11 protein-coding genes are annotated in these 16,775 nt (G+C 69.3%); 6 read left to right on the forward strand and 5 right to left on the reverse strand.

The window, feature by feature from the left end; genetic code table 11:
- Positions 1-104 precede the first annotated feature (104 nt).
- A complete protein-coding gene (locus ASE66_RS08465) occupies positions 105-1,076 on the forward strand; it encodes a D-2-hydroxyacid dehydrogenase (protein WP_057189177.1) in 972 nt (323 codons plus the stop codon).
- A 116-nt stretch (positions 1,077-1,192) separates the two neighbouring features.
- Here ASE66_RS08465 and ASE66_RS08470 read toward each other — a convergent pair whose 3' ends face one another.
- Positions 1,193-2,146, reverse strand: a complete 954-nt coding sequence (locus ASE66_RS08470) for a hypothetical protein (RefSeq protein WP_057189178.1) — start codon at positions 2,144-2,146, stop codon at positions 1,193-1,195.
- A gap of 294 nt (positions 2,147-2,440) precedes the next feature.
- Between ASE66_RS08470 and ASE66_RS08475 the strand changes: the two genes are divergently transcribed.
- From ASE66_RS08475 to ASE66_RS08495, 5 genes are all read left to right on the forward strand, one after another.
- A complete protein-coding gene (locus ASE66_RS08475) occupies positions 2,441-3,076 on the forward strand; it encodes an OmpA family protein (protein WP_057189179.1) in 636 nt (211 codons plus the stop codon).
- 48 nt (positions 3,077-3,124) lie between these two features.
- Positions 3,125-4,075, forward strand: a complete 951-nt coding sequence (locus ASE66_RS08480) for a hypothetical protein (RefSeq protein ID WP_057189180.1) — start codon at positions 3,125-3,127, stop codon at positions 4,073-4,075.
- A gap of 184 nt (positions 4,076-4,259) precedes the next feature.
- Entirely contained in the window at positions 4,260-5,819 is a 1,560-nt protein-coding gene (locus ASE66_RS08485) for a hypothetical protein (RefSeq protein WP_057189181.1), read from the forward strand.
- On the forward strand, positions 5,816-6,373 hold the full coding sequence (locus tag ASE66_RS08490; protein ID WP_057189182.1) for a hypothetical protein: 558 nt from the start codon (positions 5,816-5,818) through the stop codon (positions 6,371-6,373). Before ASE66_RS08485 ends, ASE66_RS08490 begins: the two co-directional genes overlap by 4 nt.
- Before the next feature lie 72 nt (positions 6,374-6,445).
- Positions 6,446-7,957, forward strand: a complete 1,512-nt coding sequence (locus ASE66_RS08495; RefSeq protein WP_057189183.1) for a hypothetical protein — start codon at positions 6,446-6,448, stop codon at positions 7,955-7,957.
- Positions 7,958-8,007: 50 nt separating this feature from the next.
- On the opposite strand, the gene ASE66_RS08500 is transcribed toward ASE66_RS08495, so the two are convergent.
- From ASE66_RS08500 to ASE66_RS08515, 4 genes are all read right to left on the reverse strand, one after another.
- Entirely contained in the window at positions 8,008-9,174 is a 1,167-nt protein-coding gene (locus tag ASE66_RS08500; protein WP_057189184.1) for a helix-turn-helix transcriptional regulator, read from the reverse strand.
- Positions 9,175-9,338: 164 nt separating this feature from the next.
- Positions 9,339-12,374, reverse strand: a complete 3,036-nt coding sequence (locus tag ASE66_RS08505; RefSeq protein WP_057189185.1) for a hypothetical protein — start codon at positions 12,372-12,374, stop codon at positions 9,339-9,341.
- Complete coding sequence (locus tag ASE66_RS08510) at positions 12,371-15,028, reverse strand: penicillin-binding transpeptidase domain-containing protein (RefSeq protein WP_057189186.1); 2,658 nt, start codon at positions 15,026-15,028, stop codon at positions 12,371-12,373. Before ASE66_RS08510 ends, ASE66_RS08505 begins: the two co-directional genes overlap by 4 nt.
- Entirely contained in the window at positions 15,025-16,512 is a 1,488-nt protein-coding gene (locus ASE66_RS08515; protein ID WP_057189187.1) for a hypothetical protein, read from the reverse strand. The genes ASE66_RS08510 and ASE66_RS08515 overlap by 4 nt, the downstream gene beginning before the upstream one ends.
- Between the last annotated feature and the right edge of the window lie 263 nt (positions 16,513-16,775).

The raw sequence follows: 16,775 nt of genomic DNA on the forward strand, positions 1-16,775 counted from the left end.
GTTCCGCTGCGCGGCCATCGCAGCAGGCGCATGCGGGCGAGAGCGGGACGAAGCCACGCACCCACGCTATCGTCAGGTGATTCCAGCGATCGGAGACAAGACGCATGCAGCCCTGGCCGAAGCAGTCCGCCCTCACCATCGGCTTCGCCCATGCGGCCTATCAGCTGCGCGACGAGTATCTCGCCCGCAACGGCGCGGCGACGAGCTTCGAGGTCCGAACAGTCGATGATCTCAAGGCCCGCGCCCATGAGGCCGATGTGCTGGTCGTCTCTGGCCTCTGGCGCAACGACATGCTGGAGGGCTTGAGCAAGCTGCGCTTCATCCAGTCGGTCAGCGCCGGCACCGACCAGTTCGACAAGCAAAAGCTGGCTGCTTCCGGCATCCGGCTCGCCAGCGCCCAGGGCGGCAATGAGCGCGCCGTCGCCGAGCACGCGATCTCGCTGATCCTGGCGTTGGCGCGCCAGCTTCATCTCGCCCGCGACAATCAGGCGAAGGCCTCCTGGCGGCCGATGATCAGCGACCGCTCCCGCCGCGAGGACGAGCTCGGCGGCCGCACCCTCGTCATCGTCGGGCTCGGCCGCATCGGCTTGCGCCTAGCGGCGATCGCCTCTGCCTTCGGCATGCGCGTCATCGGCGTACGCCGCCGGTCGGGCTCGGAGCCGAATGTCGAGCGGATCGTGCCGCCGGCGGAGTTGCACGCTGCGCTCGCGCAGGCCGATTTCGTCGCCTTGACCTGCCCGCTGACGCCGGAGACGGAGGGGCTGATCGACGCCGCCGCGCTCGCCGCGATGAAGCCGTCCGCCTACCTGATCAATGTCGCGCGGGGCCGCGTCGTCGACGAGCCGGCGATGATCGCCGCGCTCGATGCCGGTCGCATCGCCGGCGCCGGCATCGACTGCGTCTACGAGGAGCCTTTGCCGGCAGGCTCGCCGCTCTGGGGAATGCCGCAGGTGCTGCTGACGCCGCACAGCGCGGGCGAGACCCGCGCCTATGAGAGCAATGTCGTCGACATCCTGCTCGACAATCTCGGCCGGCTCGAGCGCGGCGAGGCCGCATTGCTCAATCAGATCGTCTGAGCAATTCCAGCAAAGTGCGGAGCGGTTTCGCCTCCGCAATTACCCGAAACCAATGCAGATAGAGCCGCCCCGGCGGAGCTGTGCTCGCCGGGGCGGCTCTGAATCAATCCCAGGCTTTACCAGCGCGGGCGCGGTCCGTAGCTGCCGTCGCAGCCGACGAGCGGGCCGCCCGGATAGTAGTCGTCGATGACGATGTCCGGCATCTGGCAGCCACCGCGATTGACGCTGCGGCTGATGCGGCGGCGCTGCTGGCCGTAGTCGTCGGGATCGGCCCAGACGGTGCGGCCGTCATAGCGCGGCTCCGCCGGGCGATCGAGCGCTGGCCTCTGGGCCACCACGCGCGGTGCCTGGGCGCGCTGCGGCGCCTTTTCGGTGGCCTGCTGGCGCACCGGCGGCACGGGCGCGGCGGCGACATCGGTGGTGTCCTTGCCGGCGACCTGCGAGGCCGGGACGACCACGTCCTCGGCGCTGGCGCGCACCAGCTTCTGGACGCCGGTGTCGAGGACGAGCGTGCGGAAGGGGACATCGCCGCAGCCGCCGCAGCGGGCCGGGTCGAGCGGGACGAGGTCGACACGCGCCTTGCCGTCGTCATTGGCCTGGCCCTCGCCGGTCGCGCGGGCGGCGATCGCCACCTTGGCGGCGTCCTCGAGCTGCATTTCGATCAGCTGGGTGCGGAGCGCGCGGGCGCGGCGGTAATTGACCACCTCGTCGCCGCCCGAGACCAGGATGACGAAGGGCGCGCCTTTCGGGGCGTTGCCGCGGAAGACGTCGCGCAGCTGGGTGATGGCGCGGCGCGCCTCGGAGGTGACCTCCCAGCTGCCGGGCGCGAAGGCGATCTGGCGCGTCGTCATGATCTCGCGAGCCGCCTGGGCGACGCCGAGCGAAACCGTACGCGAGGAGAACTCCAGCTTCAGCGACTGCGGCCGCTCTGCGACCTTCGGTGCATCCGGGTTACCACCGTCGGTCTGGGCAAAGCCGGTGCCGGCCGAGACGATGACGGCGACTGCGGCGACGGCGATGCGCAAGCGGCTGGCGCGCTGGCGGACGGTCTGGTCGAGCTGGAAGCCCATGGCGGGTCTCCTCATGAACGGGTGTGCACTGGGCACGTTGCCCTGCCCTTGGCGACCCCTGAGCCGGTTTCGCGAATGCCTGCGCAACGGCGGTGCGTGGATGTCGAACGCGCGCGCGTGGGGAGGCCACATTCATTCACTGTTCAGGAAAAAATGCGGCTCGACGCGAAAATCCGGCAAACAGTGGCAAAGCTCGGGCAACGCCATTGCTGCGACCCGCTTTCACCCGACCGGGACGTCGCATTGTCGAGGCTACTGGACTATGCGAAGAGAGGGTAAACAGGGGGTCTGGCTATGAAGAACGCAGATGAGCGCAAGGACAACAGCGAGCTTCCGCAGATGATGTCCCGCCGTGCGCTCGGCGGATTCATCTTTTCGCTGCCGCTGCTCAGTGCCGTTCCTGCATTGGCGCAGACCGATCAGGGCGCGACCAACATCCTGCGTTCGCTGGCGCCGCATGATCGGGTGCCGGGTCGCTCAGGTGGTGGCGCAAGTGGTGGCGGCAGGGTCGTGGTCCGCCGCGTCGCGCCGGTGCCGCGCCGGGTTCATCCCCGCGGCTACGGCCAGGACGTGGTGATCGATCTGACCCGCCGCGTCGAGGTCACCGTTTTCTTCGACAATGACTCGGCGTCACTGCGCCGCGGCGCGGAAGCCACGCTGATGCGGCTTGCCTTGGCGTTGCGCGATCCGATCCTGCTCGACCAGCGCTTTCTGATTGCCGGCCACACCAGCGCCGAGGGCGGCTACGACTACAATGTCGAGCTCTCGCAGGAGCGGGCCGCCGCGGTGCGTGACTGGCTGGTCTCCTATGGTGAGATCGGTCCGAGCCGCCTTGTCGCCCACGGCTTCGGCCCTGACATGCTGCGCAGTCCGCGCAGCCCTTATTCGCCTGTCAATCGCCGCGTTGAAGTCATCGCCATCACCGGCTGAGTTTCTACCGTCTTCCCGAAACAACCATTTGCCTCAGGGGGCACTGTCATGGCCTTGTTCAAGCGTCTCATGCTCGGCTTCGCGCTGCTGCTGTCCTTCGCAGCCGTCGCCCAGGCTCAATCGCCGAATTCCCGCATCAACCTCCTGGTGATGTCGGATGACGCCGATCCGGATACGGTTCCGCGCAACAACCGCATCTTCAACCGGGTCCAGCTCCAGCTCTCGGAGTACCTCAACACTCGCGGTTTCCAGGTCTATGACGAGACCAGCCTGGCGCTCGGCATCACCCAGACCGCCCGGGTCCGTCGCCGCGACGCCGAGCTGATCGAGATCGCCCGTGCCGTTTCGACCCCGGTCGACGCCATGGTCGTCTACCAGATCTACGCCTCGGCCCGCCGCGCCGTCGCAGCCGACATCCGCTTCCCCGAGATCCGCATTGCCGGCCGCGTGCTCAATGTCCGCTCGGGCCAGTTCATCGCCTCCTTCGAGGTCGGCGGCTTCCAGCTGCCCGCTTTGCCGAATCCCTGCAGCGCCGAGTGCCTGCTCGAGACCGTCGGCACCCACTCCCGCGTTCTTGCCGCCGATCTCGGCGCCGCGATCGCCCAGAAGCTCGAAGGCTTTGCCCGCCCGAGCGGCGGTGCGGCTGCGGTCGGCAAGGACGGCATCGTGCTTGGCGGTGGCGCTGGCGGCGGTGCGGCTCCGGTCGCGGCTGGTGGCGACGGCTGCAACAGCCTGCCGACCGACTACGTGATCCAGCTGCGCGATTTCACCGCCACGGAAGTCGATCGGGTCGAGAGCGAGTTCGTCCGCTGGGGCTGCTACCGCGCCCATCGCGCCACGCAGATGACCTCGACCTCGGCCGATTTCTTCTACTCGACCTCGGCCGACTCGGCTCGGCTGACCCGCAATTTCCGCCTGATGCTGGAACTGGTCGGTCTGAACGGTCAGGTCACCTTCTCCGGCAACCGTCTGGTGGTCAGCAAGGTCGCCACCCGCTGATTGAAAAGGGCGTCCGGGTAACCATAAATCCCGGCCCTCCCATACGAAAATGCCGCCCGGTCGACATCGACCGGGCGGCTTGTTACTTTAATTGTGGCAGCAATATGCGCCGGTCTGGCACGAGCGGAATGGGCAGGGTTCCGTTCGTAGCAGCCGACCGGTGTCGGATGCGGATATTTGAGACATGGATTGGGGCATTGACCCGGCACGGGTCGCGGAGATCAGCACGATCGCGTCTTCGCGCCGGTTCTCTGCGCGGGACACAGAGAAGTTCGTTCTCGCGATCACGGGTGGCGGCTCGGAGAATGCCGACCTGCCACTCTGGGACATGCTGCAGGTGCTGTTCTCGCTCGGCGCGCTGACCGCGGGCCCGCGCATGCCGGCCCGGGACGCCGCCATCGGCTGCATGCTCGACGAGAGCGGCATCCTGCTGCGGCCACTGCGCCAGGAGGGGCCGGTCCGCACCACATTCGCCGGGGCCACCATCGAGGCGTCGGCGACCGAGATCGTCCTGTCCTATGGCGGCAAGGAGGAGGCGAAGAGCCGCTCCTTCTCCTGGAGCCGGATCAGACGTGCGCTCGGCCTCGCCGACTTCCTCTTCGCGGCCGAGGCCGATGAGCGCTCCGAGGGCGGCCTTGCGGCCTTGCGCACTGCGCTCGATGCCGTCTTCGCCCTGTCGGCCTTCGACGAGGACGGGCTGAAGCGGGCGGTCCAGGAGCCGGCGCGCTTCATGCGAGCCTGGCGCCGGCGCCATCTGCCGCTGCTGGCCTTCGCCGACCTGATCCGCCAGCGCGAGGCTTTCCTCAACGCGTCCGGCCGACGCGAGCGCCAGCGCGAGTTCGATCCGGACGATCTCGTCTCGCTCTGGAGCTTCGCCCTGCTGCATGGCGAGACCTGGAGCTTCGCCCGCTTTGCCGAGCGCTTCAGCGCGCTCATGCGCGAGGAGCGCTCCAGCGTCGGCCGCCGCGATTTCATCGCCCCGGCCTCGATGGACACGCTGATGGCGCGTCAGCCCTCGGAGAATCCGGAGGAGGCGCTGATCGCCTGGCTCGATTATCAAACGATCCTCGGCGAGCTCGAGCCGGAGGATCCCGAGGAAGAGGACGACGAGCCGGAAGAGGAGGACGAGGACGGCATCGTGCGCGAGCGCGTCTACGCCGCGCTGATGCGCCTGCCTGCCGAGCCGAAATTCCTCAACAAGGAGGAGCGTGAAGCGATCGGCCGGGCACTCGCCATCCTGCCGCTCGCCCATGAGCAGCCGCTGACGCTGGTGCGCTCGCGCGCCGTCGCGCCTTGGGAGAACCGGCTGGTCGAGGCGAGCCGCCGCATCGCCGGCTCCAATCGCGGCCAGGTCGACCAGAGCCCGGAGGCGTTCGACTATGCCGGTATCGGCGCGGCGCTTGCCGCGCTGGGCAAGCGGCTCGACGAATTGCTGCTGATCGGCAACGCGCTCGAGGCGATCGAGGGCCCGCAGAGCGAGGCTGCAACGGCCGAGGGGCAGAAGCTGTTGCGGCGTTGGCGCCATGACCGCGCCAGTTTCCGCATCGACGATGCGAAACTGATGCTGATCTTCGCAAGGCATGGGGGAGCACTGAGAACGGTCGCAGCAGCCCTGCACCGGATCAACAGGCAACAGAAGCGCTTTGGCGAAACGACGGACCTGGTAGCCCAGGCCGCCAGCGACGAGGCGCGGTTCACCGACGTCTTTTCGCAGCGTTATCAAGGGCGATCGAAACGGCCATGACAGAGTTCCTCAACCAGGGTCCGCTCGAAGACGACCCCCGCGTCGGCCGCGCCACGGCCCGCCTGGTGCTGGCGGCGCTCGCGAGCGCCGAGCCGGAAGAGGCGGCTGCCGCGAGCATCAGCCGCGCCGACCTTTGGGCGCATGCCCGCCGCGTCCGTGGCGAGCCCGTCAATTTCGCCGCGGAGCGCGCCATACGCACCGATCCGGAAGCGGCGCGGCTCTATCGCCGCCTGCTCTCCTTCCAGGCCGTGGCGCGTAGCGAGCTTGCTGCTGCCGCCTATGACAGCAGCGCCACGCACCGCCGCATCGGCTCGTTCGAGCTCGACGTGATCGAGGAGGACGATGCGCCGCCGGCTCTGGTCATCCAGTGCTTGTCGGAGACAGATCCCGCCCCGACCATGATCGAGGTCGTCTCGATCGAGGGCGTGGTCCGCCTGCCGCTGCCGGCGCCGGTCGACAAGCACATCGTCATCGACCTGCCGCGGCAGGATGCCGAGCGCGACCTCTTGCGATTGATGCTCGCCAACCCGCTCGCGGGCGTTTATCTGCTGTAAGTAACGTCAGGAGCGCTGCCTCAAGCGGCGCTTTTGCCTGGCTGAGGGAACGGCAGGGCCTGCGAGAAGATGATGGCGGGAGATCAGAACGTCAGGCGCTCCGGTGTCTTCGTCGTCGTGCCGACGACCGACCAGCCGATCATCCTGAAGAAGCTCGCCTGGTCGGCACGCGTCCCGGTCTCGCGTGTCGTGCTGGCGACCGAGAGCTCCGAGGTCTGCGAGCCCTGGAGCACGCAGTACAGCAATCTCCTGCGTCCGGGCGAGCCCTTGCGCCAGATCCTCGGCCTGCCCGATGGCGGCAGTTATCGCCTCGCCGCCTCCGGCGCGATCGACCAGGGCAAGAGCTGGATGGTGCCGACGCTCGCTGCCCATTGCGCGCTCGCCCATGGCGAGGCGGTGACGCACAAGGCGTCCGAGGCCAAGCTCGTGATCTGGGGCACCGGCGCGATCGACCTTTCCGTCGCCGATACGGCGAGCGAAGCGCGCGTCACCCAGCAGGAATACCACCTCACCACCAAGATCGACCGCTGCCGCCATCTCTTCGCCGATGCCGAGCACGGCGCAACCCCGGTGCTGGCGCTGGTGCCACGCGGCGACGAGGCGGAGCGCACTGTGGCGATCCTTGGCAAGATTCTCGGTGGTCAGCCGCATCATATCGTGGTGGTCTCTTCCCTCGCGGACATCGCTGCGCCGATCGATCTCTTCCTGCGCAGCGGCTCCTTCGAACCGCAGGCCGCGGCGTCCGCGCCGGAACGGCCGGTCGCACCGGGATCGTCTTCGATGGCCCTGAAACCGTTCGAGCCCAAGACCGCCGAGCAGCCTGCCCAGCCGCAGCCCGCGCAAATGGCTGCAGCGCAGCCGGAGCAGACCCTGGTCCAGCCGCGTCCGGCTGGGGACGAACCCTCGATCGCCGATGTGCTGAAGAGCCCACAGGCGCCGCGGCCGCGCCGCTCGGTGCTCGGCGACAAGTCGGCCTCGACCTCCTCGTCCTCGCGCCTGCCCGTGATTGCTGCTGCGGCTCTGGTGCTCGTCGCCGGCGCTGCCGGCGCGGGCTGGTACCTGACGCGCGGGACCGCGACCGAGGACCCCTATCAGGCCCCGCCGACGCTGACCCAGCCCGGGACCGGCGGGACGACGCAGCCGAGCACCGGTCAGCAGGCCGGCAATCAGCAAAGCACGACGGCGCCTTCCCTGGGGCAGCAGAATGCCGGCGCCCAAAGCGGCTCTGCCGCGATGACAGGCTCCGCTCTGGCGAGGCTGGTGACCTTGTCCGCACCAGCCGGCAGCACCTGCGAGGCCCAGATCTACGAGCTGCGCCCGCGTTACAGCGAGGCTTCGGTCGATATCGGCGAGATGACGAGCGTCGCGATCGACGGCCAGGACATCTGCGGGCTGGCGCTCGCCCCGGTTGCGCCGGCCAAGGCGAAGTTCCAGAGCGGAACCGGCCCGGCCGTGGTGGCCTCGAAGTCGACGGCGACCCGCCTGGTCTTCAATCCGAACGCGATCCGTGGCGGCATCGCAGCCTTCCCGGTGGTCCAGTTCGAGGAGCCCAAGGCGCTCTCGGTCGAGATCAAGCGGCGCTGAGCCGCGAAGTCTGAAGCCGCCGAGGGCAAGCGCCGCACGTCGCGTTCGGGTCAGCCGCGCGGACCGGCCGTGTCGAGCACCAGCGCCAGCAATTCGCGCTGCCTGTGGCTGCCGGTCTTGGCGAAGGCCGATTTGAGATGCACACGGGCAGTCTCGTAGGCGATGCCCATGCGCATGGCGATCTCGGCGACCGTGCCGCCCTCGCGCAGGGCAAGCGCGATGCGCGCCTCCTGCAGGCTCAGGTCGAAGCGCTGCCTGAGCGCGTCCAGCTCGATGCTGGAGTCGACCAGCTCCCGCCGGATGATGACGAGTGCGATCGTGCCGGGGATGAACAGGCTGGCCGGCCCGCCGAACGCATAATCCCGCAGGTTCTGCGCGACCGGCAATACGGAGAAGGAAAGCCGTTCCGGTCCCTGCCGGAACGAGATGTCGTGACGGCCGATCGAACCCAGCCGGCGCGAGCAGACGGCTGCCACTGCAAGGGCGAGCTTCGCCTGCGCCTCGGCATCGCCGAGCACCAGCCTGTCGCCGGCGGTGACGCGCAGGGACCGGCCGCTTTCGCTGAGATCCTGGGCCGCGGCATTGAGGTCGAGGACGCGGCAATCAGTGTCCAGCACCAGCGCGGGATCGATGAGATTGCGCATCAGCGAGTCCCCGAGCATCGAATGATTATTGCGCATCACAGCGCGATTGCAGTCGAGCGCACGCCGCATCTTCGGAGCCAGCGCCTGGAAGATCGGCACGAGCGCTTCGTGGCTCTGCTCCGCGCGCCGCCGGTCATAGTGCACGCAGAGCGTAGCCATCCGCGACCGGTCCTGGACGATCTTGATGCCGCTGGCCGCGTCGGCCCCGCCCATCGGCTTGATCCAGTCGTTGTAGAATTCGGTTTGCTCGAGGATGCGGCGCGGCAATACCGCGTCCGCTAGCGTGCTGCGCAGGATCGGCAGATCGGTCCAGGCCGGGGTCCAGGGATTGAGCGCGGCGTAGTGGTCGAAGTAGATCTCGAAATCGACGTCCTCCCAGCCGGCGCCGGCCAGCGGCATGGCATAGGGCGCCGCGGCATCATATCCCTGCATGAGGACGCGCGCGTCCGGGAGGATGTCCTGGAAGCTGCGGCAGACCTCCTGCCAGTGCTCGGGCGCGATCGCGGCGGCGTCGACCAGCTCACCGAGATGCGCGATCGCCCGCTCGCTGCTGTCGGAAACGCGTGCTCCCATCTCCGCCTGCCTCCCACCCGGCGTCTACGATTGCAGATGCCGGGCCGCGGTCAATCGGTCCCGCGGGCTGGCGGGAGCCCAATCTCCGAAGCTTGGGGAGTTTAAAGCAATCTTGCGCGGGGCAACTCCCCCGTTCGGGTTAGCTGCCGGCCTTTGGCAGACGCTTACAGCCCCGCACGCGTCAGTCCGCGCCACAGGCCCCAGGGCGGCGGGTCGCTGGTCGGCGAGAGCTGGCGGATCGCTGCGAGCCGGCCGGCGATCAACGCGATCGCGATCGAGGGCAGTGCCATCAGCATGTGATGTGAGGTCGCCGCGGCGATGAAGGTCATCGGCTGGCCCATCACCGGTAACAGGCCGAGCGCATTGCCCCAGGAAATGCTCCAGTGCAGCGCGAAGATCGTGGCGATGCCGACGAGGATGATCGCCATGCCCTTGTTGGCGCCTTCCTGGGCCGAGCCCATGGCGCGCTCGCGCATCAGGCTGACAGCCAACGAAAGCAGGCCGAAGACGGTGATCACCTGCGCCGCCAGCAAGGCGAGCCCCGCCGGCAGGCCGAAGCGCACCATCAGGAAGGTGGCGATGAAGTCGTTCTGCACCACCGGCAATCGCACGAGATCGCTGACAGTGAAGCGGCTGACGGTCTCGTCCTGCTCCTCGCCCTTGCGCTCGGCGATCGGGGTGACGCGGGCGCCCGGCAGCATGGCGCAGAGCGAGACCGGCGAGGGTGGGAGTTCATCGAGCGCGCGGCGGACCTCGAGCGGCGTCTTGTCGAGGCCGAGATCGAGCCTTGCCAGCGTGCACGGCATCTCGGCGAGCGCGACCTTGGATTGCAGCAGCTGGAAGCCGAGATCGCGGTGGATCACGTCCGGGCTGCGATCCTGAGCCGCCGTTTGCGTGCGCTTGGTGGCGTGGTCGAGATCGTACCAGGTCAGCAGCCGCTCGGCCGGGACGCGGAAGAGCCCGCCGCGCGCCTTCTCGAGCGTGTCGATGGCGGCGAGCCGCTCCTTGGGCAGGCTCCACTGGCCCGAGATCGCGTAGGTGACGAGGCCGGGGAAGGCGTAGATCAGCGCCGCGTTGATGCCGAGCAGGATCACCAGGACCAGCGCCAGCACGCCGCCGCGCGGCCAGCCGAGACGACGGACCTTGCGCTGCGGCGCGTCGGAGCGGCGCAGGAAGATGCGCATGATCTCGACCAGACGCTTCAGCGTGCTCGGCAACAGGAAGGCGAAAGCGAGCACGACCGTGGTGATGATGATGATCAGCGCTGGCGAATAGTCGCTCTTCAGGAACGGCACCGCGGTCAGGAACAGGATGAAGACCAGCACGGTCGCGAGGCTGACGGTCAGCCAGGAGACGTAGTGGCGCTGGTTGTAGAAGTAGTCGATCCGCGAGAAGCCGAGGAAGATGTGCGCCAGCACCAGGACGAGCGCGATCTTGCCGAGTTCGACCGGCTGGAAGCCGGCGACGCCGGTCTCGGTGCCGAGCACGCCCCAGGCGACGAAGGCGGCGAGGATCAGGATCGCCGGCACGGCGCGCAGTAGCTGGTCCTTGAAGCCGACGCCCATGAAGAAGGAGCGTGGCAAGGCAGCGATCGAGCGCTGCGGCTGGAAGGCGATCACCACCGCCGCGACCGGGATCAGGTCGAAGAACAGCAGCTTGTTCTTCTCGGCATGGATGGTGAAGTCGGTCTTCTCCGCGTCGATGCCGAGCGCGAGCAGGGTCAGGCTGCCGAGGCAGCAGAGCATGACGAAGCCGAGCCAGGTCAGGCGTAGCGGCGTGGTGAAGCGTGGCCCGACCATGATCGCGATGCAGGCGATCGCATAGGCGATGATGGTGGCGTGCAGCGCCGCCTCGTAGGAGATCGAAGCGCCGCCGAGCCGCGACAGCTCCGGGGCCAGCACCAGCATGGTCGTCGCGCCGATGAAGGCGGTCGAGCCGAGCGCGCCGACCAGCCGCACCAGGATGGCGCTGCGCCGGAACAACGTCGCGTGGTGCATGGCCGAGAGCACGCCGAACACGGCGACGCCGAGGGTCAGCAGCAGGCGCACGATGCGCTCGACGCCGTTGAGCGAGGAGAGCGGGTTGCCGAGCTCCGCGCCCGACATGGGTTGGCGCGCGGGCGTTACCACCGGTCGCACGCTCTCGGTCGTCGCCGCGCTGCGCAGGATCTCGGCATCGTCGGGTGCGAAGCGGTGGGTCTTGCTCAGCGGCGTCAGCCGCAGCGGCAGGCGCCCGTTCGATTCCTGGCCGATCTCGACGGCATAGCGCGTGCGGCCGATGATCATGTGGCTGAGCCGGGCCGGCCCGTCCGGGTCGAGTTCCCAGGCGATGTCGGTGAAGTCGGTGACGCGCTGGTTGCCGCGCGCGAACAGCACGGGCGGGCGCGGCGCATCGACGGCGTCGCCCGGCGCCAGGAAGTAGCTGCCGCCGCGCGCGACGATGGTCAGCGCCTTGAAGGGCAGGGCGCTGGCCCCGACATGCGTCTCCTCACGGACCGAGCAGGTCAGCCGGCCGCCGAGCGAGACGATGCGGTCCTCGCCGCGCTCATCGGTCGCGATCAGGCCGGTGACGATCTCGCGGATGCGGTCCGCGCCGCTGCGTGGCTGGCAGACAGGGAGCGCGTTGCCGTCGAGCCGGAGCGTCGAGAGCGGGCCGGTCGAGTCGACGGTGAGCTTGCGGGCGCCCTGCTTGCCGGCCTCGGTCAAGGTCAGCGCCAGCCGCCCTGGCCGCGCCTCGTCGACCGCGATCGCCAGTGCCCCGGCGGCGATGCGGTCGCCCGGCTGGAAACGCCAGCGCGCCGAGAAGCTGCCGGCGCCGTTGAGATAATCGAGCCAGAGCCGGCGCGTCGCGGCGACGTTGCGGATGGTGACGCGGCCGTCCTGCTGGCGGGTCAGGGAGACATGGCGCGCCTCGGCGGCGTCGAAGCGCTGCGGCTGCAGCAGTTCGCGCCGGCCGATCGTCACGGTCTCGCCGCGGGCAAGCGCGAGATCGAGCCGCTCCAGGCTGACCACCGGCCGGGCGCTCTCGATCAGGTTGGTGGTGTTGTGCCACCAGAAGCCGAGCACAGTCAGGCAGAGCGCGAGCAGGACGAGGCCGGTCACGACCCCTCCTGCGCCGCCGATGCGGATGCGCGGCAGGCGGAAGGGCCGCAAGGTCAGCCAGCGGCCCATCAATTGGCGCAGCGCGGTGGTCTCGCTCACTTCTTGTCTCCGAGCGCGGCCATCTTGGCGAGCAGGCCGGCCATCAGCCGGCCGCAGGCGCGTCCGCCGGTTTCCCGCGTATGCGAGACCAGGCAGGTGAAGGCGACGCGCTTGTGCCCCGCGACATTGTCCATCCAGCCGGCGAACCAGGCCGAGTTCATGCCTTCGACGGTGTCGGCCGTACCGGTCTTGCCGAAGATGCGTCGGCGGATATCCGGCGGCAGCGAGGCCATCACGCCGGCGGCGGTGCCGCCCGGGGAGTTGACCACGCCGTAGAGGCCGCGCTGGGCGTCGTCGAGGAAGGGTTCGGCCTGGCGCGGGTCCATGCCGGGGATCACCGGCTTGCCCTCGTTCGGCAGCGGCGTCTCCGCCACGTCCGAGACCGGCTTCAGCACGCGCGGCTGGATGACCTTGCGAGCGCCGACCGAGCCATAGATCGAGGCCATCGCAATCGGGGTCGCGCGCACGCCCTGGCCGTAGGAGTTGGTCGCGAGGTCGATGCGCCTGGCATTGCGCTTGTCCTCGACCGCGAGATCGAGCGCCTCGCCGGTCAGCCGCTGTGCGCCCGGTACGATGCCGCGTGTCAGGTCGATGCCGGGCTGGGCAAGGCTGCCCGGCTGGGTGATCGGGTAGAGATGCTCGGTCAGCTCGGCCAGGATCGTGCCGGTGCGGCCGGGAACGGTCGTGGCGCGGCCGCCGACCTTGCGCCCGTCCATGGTCAGCGCCATGCCGGCGAACCACAGGTTCGACGACTTGATCAACGCTTCGCAGAAGCCGATCTGGGCGCCGCGGCCGCCATCGGGGCAGCCGCTTTGCGCCGGCGCCAGGATGCCGTAGTTGAAGCCGGCGCCGCCATAGTTGGCGATCGGCACGCCGTCGACATTGAGGCCGCCGCCGCCCGCTATGCCGAAGATCTGCGCCTGCTGAGCCGGCGGCATGCGGCCCATGATCATGTCGGCGAAGCGCGGCTGCTCGCGCACCGCCAGGATGCTGGCGAGACCGGTGACCAGCTTGAAGGTCGAACCCGGCATGGTGTGGACGTCGCCGGCGCGCCAGCCATGGCCGGCGAGCGGCGAGTCGCTGTCGCGCCCGGTCGAGAGCGCCTGGATGTCCCAGCTGTGCATGCCCGGCACGAAATCGGGCCAGCTCGCGAGGCCGAGCAGCGAGCCCGGCTCGTCGCCGGCATCCATCAGCAGCACGACGGCGCGGCCGTCGCCCTGGTCCGGCGGCTCCTGCTCGGGGGCGAGGTTGACCGGCAGCGGGCCTGGCTTGCGCGGCCGCTTTCCGCGGCCGAGGCGCTCGCCCATATGCTCGTAGACCGCCTCCTGCACCAGCTTCTGCAGGCGGGGCTCGATCGTCAGCGTCAGGTTCTCGCGGGTACGGGCCCGGCCGAGCGCGGCCGAGAGCGAGCCGACGTCGCCGGCGCCGTAGCCGATCATCGCGGTCAGGCCGAGCTCGTCGACGATCGGTAGCGGCACGCCGTTGTTGTCGAGCGCCGGCGTGCCGTCGGCGAAGAAGAGGGCGCGGGCAGCGCCGGTGCGCCGCTGGGTGACCGCGCCGCGCCAGCCGAGTTCGCAGACCAGTTTGGTCTTGGCCCGCTCGCAATCGGCCTCGATATGCGAGGAGCGCCAGAGCTTGACCTTGCCGTCCTCGCTCTGGACGCTGGGTCCGCCGAGGATTTCACGGGCGCGCGGCGGCACCGCCCGGACCGGCTGGCCCTCGAAGCCGATCTCGACGTCGCGGCGGCGCGCGCCGGTGATGGTAAAGCGCCAGCCATGCGGCAGGCCCTGCTGGGCCTCCTCGGCGCAGGTGGCGAACTCGTCGCTGTCGGAGCAGATGCGCTCGGCCGCGATGGCAAGGCCGGCGATGCGCACGGTCTGCTCGTCGCGCTTAGGATCGAGATTGACCCGCTCATTGCCGACGACGATGCGCGCCGGCTCGAGGATCATGTCGACGGTGACGCGGCGATTGCCGGGGGGGAGCCGTGTCGAGAGCACGAGCCGGTCATCCGGCGCCCGCAGGGGGCCGAACAGGGCCCAGTCGGAGAGCTGGTTGGCCCGGCGCTTGGCGAAATCGGCGAAGTCGCGCGGCGGCGGCACCGCGTTCGGCATCACGTTGAGCGGCGCGGCGAGGTCGGTGGTCTGGGCGACGCGGGCGGTCCAGCCCGACGGACGGCAGCCAGCCGGCACCACCGGCAACGTCAATGGCGTGCCGTCGGCGCAGCGTCGGTCGGGCGCGCGGTCGTCGCGGGCGGCGGCGATCAGGAAGGAGTTGTTCCAGGCCAGCATCTCCGAGCGGATCTGCTGGCCGGCGGGCAGATTGCAGAGCCGGTCGAGCAGCGTGCGCGAGAACTCCTTGGCGCCCTGCGGCGTCGGCAGGGTCAGCGAGGCGTCGTAGAGCGCTTCGCAGGGTTGCGAGCGGATGACCGGCCCGGCCGGATCCAGCCAGATCAGCCCGGTCGCGACGCCCTGCTGGAACAGGTCCTCGTTCGAGCGGCTGGTCTCGGTGAAGTCGGGCTGCTTGATCCAGGCGCGGCTGGCGGCGAGTTCGCCGATCAGCCCGCCCGAGAGCCAGAGGAAGCCGACGATGGTGACGGTGCCGACCGTGACGGCGGTGACGCTGCGCTTCAGGCCGCGGAAGAGCGGATGGCTCATGGCGTCGCCTCCCTGAGCTCGACCACCAGCGGCCCGAGCACGAAGGGCCCGTTCGCCGGGATGATGCAGGTCCCGGCTGCCTGCGGCTTGCGCCCGCCGAGGAGCCAGATGTCGCCGGCCGATTGCACGGCGACGCCGCTGGGCGCAGCCGCGATGAAGCCGACCGGGTTGTGATCATAGAGATCGTCGAGCCGCTCGACCACGCCGGAGCCGAACTGGACGCGCACCGCTTCGCCAAGCCAGTCGAAGGTGCCGTAGCCGCGCGAGGACTGGTCCGGGCCGAAGGCGATCGCGGTCTGCTCGCGCGGCAAGCCGATATAGCCGAACTCGCCATCCTCAAGCATCAGCAGCGAGCGGCGGCGCCCGTCGAAGCTCATGCTCTCCGCCCGGAACTCGCCACTGGGCCGGCTGTAGCGCAGTTCCCGTCGGTCGTAGCGGCGGGCGTCGCGGCCCTGCACGACGATGCTGTCGCGCTGCGCCAGCATGGCCGACGACATCAATCGCCCGCCATGGCTGCGCTCCACCCAGTAGCGCGCCAGGCGCCGGCCGCCGAAATTCTCGGGGATGGCGAGGCCGACCACGGCGAGATGCGGGCCCTTTGGCGGTTGCGCCTGCAGGCGGCTCGGCCTGCGGTCGAGGGTGACGTCGACCAGGCCGAGCGAAACGCGTCCGACCTGCGGGCGTACGCCGAGGATCTCAAAGCGGGCGTCGACATTGCCGCCGGGCAGCGCCAGCGTCTCGACCTGGATCGCCTGGGCGCGTGCCTCCGGCGTCTGCGGCAAAGCGGTGAGCAGCGGCAGGCCGCCGGCATCGCGGGCGGAGGCGTCGACTGGATAGCGGCCGAGGAAGAAGATCGTGCCGCCCGGCAGGTCGGGATGCACGGCCGGCGTCAGCATCTCGCTGCGCGAAAAGGCGAAGCGTGCCTGGCCGGAATAGAGCCCGCCCGCCGTGTTGACGCCGATGATCGGCTGGCCGATCGCGGTCTCCGCATCCTGCCGGATGACCACTTCGCCATGCGGCAGCCGGTTGTCGGCGGGCGGGGCGTAGACGCCATGGCCGAGATAGACCGCGACCGGCGCGGTCGCATGCAGGCTCTGCTCGACATGGACGGTGACGCCGATATCGGGGTCGATCACGTCGCGGAAACGCTGCTCGATCCGGTCGGCGAGGAAGCGGCCGAGCTCCTGCGCGCCCGGCAGTGCCTCGGCGGTCAGCACCACCAGCGAGGTGAAGGGCACGTCGATCGGCTGCGGGCCGCTGCCGCCATCGGTCAGCGCGATGCTGCGATGGCGATCGATCAGGTCTTCCAGCGAGGCCTTGCCGTCCTTGGTCGGTTGCCCGCCCGCCATCAGGCTGAAGACAGGCTTGCGCCAGAGGTTCTCGATGCCGGGCATGGCCTCGCCCGGCTCGCCGGCGACGGCGCGCAGGCTGGTCAGCCGCCGCGGGTCGTGCATCACCAGGTCCATGAGATCGGGCAGGGCCATGGCGTCAGCTCACTCGGGCGTGCGGAGGATGGAGGGAAGGGTTCGCGGCGCGCAATCGCCTTTGCGGGTTCCGGAGCGATTTTCGGAGCCGGACATTATCAAACAAGCGAGTCGTCCCGGGCGGATGAAGGGCGCGGGGAACCCTTCTCCCGTGTGGGAGAAGGGCAGGGATGAGGGACTGCCCTATCCGCAGAAAGGTGCAACGGCGCCGTCTCGCCCTAGTAATCAGCGGCGGTCCCTCACCCCTGCCTCTCTCCCATCCG

The organism is Allobosea sp. Root483D1 (assembly GCF_001429505.1).
Taxonomy (GTDB): Bacteria; Pseudomonadota; Alphaproteobacteria; order Rhizobiales; family Beijerinckiaceae; genus Allobosea.